Genomic DNA, 3421 nt, shown 5'->3' with positions numbered 1-3421 from the left:
GGGCTGGGCCATACCCAATTCCTGAGTGCCTCCAGGATCCGGCAGCTTCTGCCCGGTGCTCGTCAACGTGGTTTGAAGGGCGGCGTGAAGTACTGGGATGGCCAGTTTGACGATGCCCGTCTGGCTTTGGCTCTGGCGCGTACGGCAGCCCTGAATGGCGCTTTGCTGGTCAATTACTGTCCGGTAATGGAAGTGATGCATCGCGACGGCAAAGTCTCCGGAGTGCGCTGTCAGGACAAGGAAAGTGGGCAAAGCTACGAGATTCATAGCAAGTGCGTGGTCAATGCCACCGGTGTCTGGGTAGACCAGGTCCGGCAAATGGATGCACAGGAAGCCGGGCGTGAATTGCGCCCTATGGTCTCGCCCAGTCAGGGTGTGCATCTGGTCGTCGATCAGGCGTTCCTGCCGGGCGAACATGCCTTGCTGGTGCCGCGTACCAAGGATGGCCGGGTGTTGTTTGCCGTCCCCTGGTTGGGCAAGCTGATTCTGGGGACAACCGATACGCCCCGCGACGATATTCCTTTGGAACCACGTCCTTTGGCTCAGGAAGTGGATTTCATTCTGAAAGAGTCCGCCAACTATCTGCAAAAAGCCCCAACCGTTCAGGATGTGCGCAGCATCTGGGTGGGCTTGCGCCCTCTGGTGCGTCCGGCTGCCGAGTCGGCTGCGGGGCAAACGCAGTCCATCAGTCGGGAGCACAGTATTACGGTCAGCGCCAATGGCTTGCTGACGGTAACGGGCGGCAAGTGGACAACCTACCGCGCCATGGCCGAGGACGTGCTGGAGCGCTGCCAGCAGTCCGGTTTGCTGGGGCCATTGCCTGCCTGTCGGACACAGGAACAACGCTTGGTGGGAGCTTCTTATGTGGGCGACCGCCGTTCTCTGGGCCGTACCGCTGGCCTGGATGCTTATGGCAGTGAGGCTGACTGGGTACAGACCTTGCCAGGTGCCGATCAAGAGCTGGCTCCGGGTCTGAGCGCTGCCATGGTGCGCTTTGCCTGCCGTTTCGAATACGCCCGTACGGTGGAGGATATGCTGGCCCGCCGTTCGCGTCTGCTGTTTCTGGATGCACGTCTGGCACAGTCAATTGCGCCGGTTGTTGCGGCGATCATGCAGGAAGAAACAGGGCGTTCGCCCGAGCTGGACGCTTTTCTGGATTTGGCCGAGCAATACGCCACAGTACCTGTGTAGTAACACAAACCCGACGCAGGCTGGCCACCGCATCAATCAAAGAAAGTGCGAGCCGTTTCAAAGCGTTTGGCGAAATAGGGATTATCCAGGGAATCAATTCGTACGCGGCCACCGCTGGAGGGCGCATTGATGAATTGTTGCTTGCCTATATAGATACCCACATGCGAGTTGGGCGCGCCCAGTGTATTGAAAAACACCAGGTCGCCGGGGCGCAGCTGTGAGCGACTGACACGACGGGAGGCGCTGGCCTGGTCGCTGGTCCGGCGCGGAACAGGGGAGCTGGATTCCTGGTTGAACACATACTGCACCAGCCCGCTGCAATCAAAGCCGGTGGACGGTTCGCGGCCGCCATAACGGTAGGGGGTGTCCAGCAGGCTCAGGGCGGACAGAACCACGGCGGAGCGTCGATGCTCATCAACACCGATGGCCTGGGCTGTGGGCGGACGTGAAGACGGGGTATGCGCGCAGGCAGCCAAGAGCAGTGCCAGGCCAAGAGTAAGCAGACGTTGCGTAAAAGCAGCAGGAACCATGGGCTGTTACAAAACGGATGTGGGGGCAGGGAGGAAAGCGCGTACCAGAAGAATATCCGATATTTCGTCGTTTTCTAGGCAGGGTCTAAGAGAATCGGCGAAATATTCATTAATTAATGGCCAATGTATGCAACAAAACATAATTTCGATACAAACGCTTTGATCTTCGTCATGTTACATATCGTTTATATCTACAACATTAAGTGAGCATCTGATAATATTCTGCTGTGTCTTGATGCATTTATTGCATATTTTCAACGTTTTTCATGTTTTTAATACATTTATGGACAGAGTGTGTCGATAACGTTGATAATGTAAAAATATGTTCGCGCAATAGTTTGCAAGGCATGATACATATTTATGTAACTTTATATATATTAAATGTATTTTGTTACAAGAAACTAGCTGATTAACAGTTTTACAAGGATGGCTGACATGCCCGTATCGGAAAATTCGCTGCTGAATGATATTCAGGAAGTCAATTTGTCGTACTTGTTACTTGCACAGCGTCTGCTGCGAGAGAATTTTGCGGCAGGTATGTTCCGTTTGGGCTTCGACAACGATGTGGCAGAGACCTTGTTGCGTCTGTCACCGGCCCAATTGGTCAAGCTGGCCAGCTCCAGCTCGTTGATTTGCGGTTTTCGTTTCAACGACTACGACCTGCTCACCACCTTGACGCAGAATGTGCTGGGAGGAGTATTGCAGCAGGCTCACTCCACCATTTTGCTGTCCCAGCGCGCGACGGCGGAACAGGCTGGTTAAACCGGCTTCCGAACTTATTACATCAAGAACTATGGCTATAAAAAGCGTCGCCAAAGAAGCTCAGGAAATTGGGCTTGCTTCCGACATGATTGAGCTGGGGGCGCGCTTGCAGGTTCTGCAAGCAGAAACATCACTAAGCTACGACCGGCTGGCCCGTTTGTACCGCGAAGTCAAAGGCTGCTCGCCGCCCAAAGGCATGCTGCCTTTCTCGGTGGACTGGTTCATGACCTGGTTGCCCAATATTCACTCCAGCCTGTTCTACAGCATTTACCAGTTCATGACGGTGCACACGCCTTGCGACAAGAGCCGTGCGCTGGTGGAAGCCTATCGTCTGTACCTGGAGCAGTCCTCGGCTGGACGTCTGGAAGTGGGGCCGGACGAAGAGCCCGTACTGAGCTTTACCCGCGCCTGGATGCTGCTGCGCTTTTTTGATAGCGGTTTGTTGCAACTGTCCCAGTGCGAACGCTGCAAAGGGGGCTTTGTGGCCCATGCGCACGATCCTGAATCAGGCTTTATTTGTGCCATTTGTCGCCCGCCACCGCGGGCAGGCAAGACGCGTGCCAGCAAGGCGCGCAGCACAGCCAAATCCCCCGCCAGCAAAAGCCGAAAATCAGAGTCGGCCAGGGAGCCACAAGCCAGGGCGCCAGGGCCCGTTACCGCCCAGGTAGACGCGCCCGTTTAAGAAGAGCTTTTGTCGTCAGTGTGCAGCAAAGCCGGATAGATGCTGGTTTTTGATGTGGATCTGATAAGAATCTGAACGTGTCAAGGCAACTGGAAGCGTCGATCTAGGCTGGAAAAAGGCCGTTAACGCGTCGTTTTAGCCCGGTTGCTTGCCGCCATCATTAGCAGCGTGTATTTGAAGAAGGCGTATCCGTGCTTATTATCCTTGGATATATCATTGTTTTCGTCTCCGTTTTCGGGAGCTTTGTGGGGCTGGG

At 54.9% G+C, this 3421-nt stretch carries 4 protein-coding genes; 3 read left to right on the top strand and 1 reads right to left on the bottom strand.

Annotated elements, in window-relative coordinates; all coding sequences use genetic code 11:
• Positions 1–1191: glycerol-3-phosphate dehydrogenase/oxidase (locus KOE80_RS20025; protein WP_226349830.1), on the top strand; the 1191-nt coding region annotated here is incomplete at its 5' end.
• A gap of 32 nt (positions 1192–1223) precedes the next feature.
• On the opposite strand, the gene KOE80_RS20020 is transcribed toward KOE80_RS20025, so the two are convergent.
• A complete protein-coding gene (locus KOE80_RS20020) occupies positions 1224–1721 on the bottom strand; it encodes a C40 family peptidase (protein ID WP_042487606.1) in 498 nt (165 codons plus the stop codon).
• Between the two features lie 435 nt (positions 1722–2156).
• On the opposite strand from KOE80_RS20020, the gene flhD reads away from it, so the two are divergent.
• A complete protein-coding gene (flhD, locus tag KOE80_RS20015; RefSeq protein ID WP_042487603.1) occupies positions 2157–2483 on the top strand; it encodes a flagellar transcriptional regulator FlhD in 327 nt (108 codons plus the stop codon).
• A 31-nt stretch (positions 2484–2514) separates the two neighbouring features.
• On the top strand, positions 2515–3165 hold the full coding sequence (gene flhC, locus KOE80_RS20010; RefSeq protein ID WP_226349829.1) for a flagellar transcriptional regulator FlhC: 651 nt from the start codon (positions 2515–2517) through the stop codon (positions 3163–3165).
• The last annotated feature ends 256 nt before the right edge of the window (positions 3166–3421 follow it).

This window comes from Alcaligenes sp. 13f, from assembly GCF_020496585.1.
Taxonomy (GTDB): Bacteria; Pseudomonadota; Gammaproteobacteria; order Burkholderiales; family Burkholderiaceae_B; genus Alcaligenes; species Alcaligenes phenolicus.
The sequence above is the reverse complement of the archived record's forward strand: the minus strand, read 5'-3'. Positions and strand labels throughout refer to the sequence as shown.

Excerpts from the sequence above, each read along its gene's own strand:
- flhD (WP_042487603.1), top strand. The coding sequence starts at position 2,157 with ATGCCCGTATCGGAAAATTCGCTGCTGAATGATATTCAGGAAGTCAAT.
- KOE80_RS20020 (WP_042487606.1), bottom strand. The coding sequence starts at position 1,721 with ATGGTTCCTGCTGCTTTTACGCAACGTCTGCTTACTCTTGGCCTGGCA.
- flhC (WP_226349829.1), top strand. The coding sequence starts at position 2,515 with ATGGCTATAAAAAGCGTCGCCAAAGAAGCTCAGGAAATTGGGCTTGCT.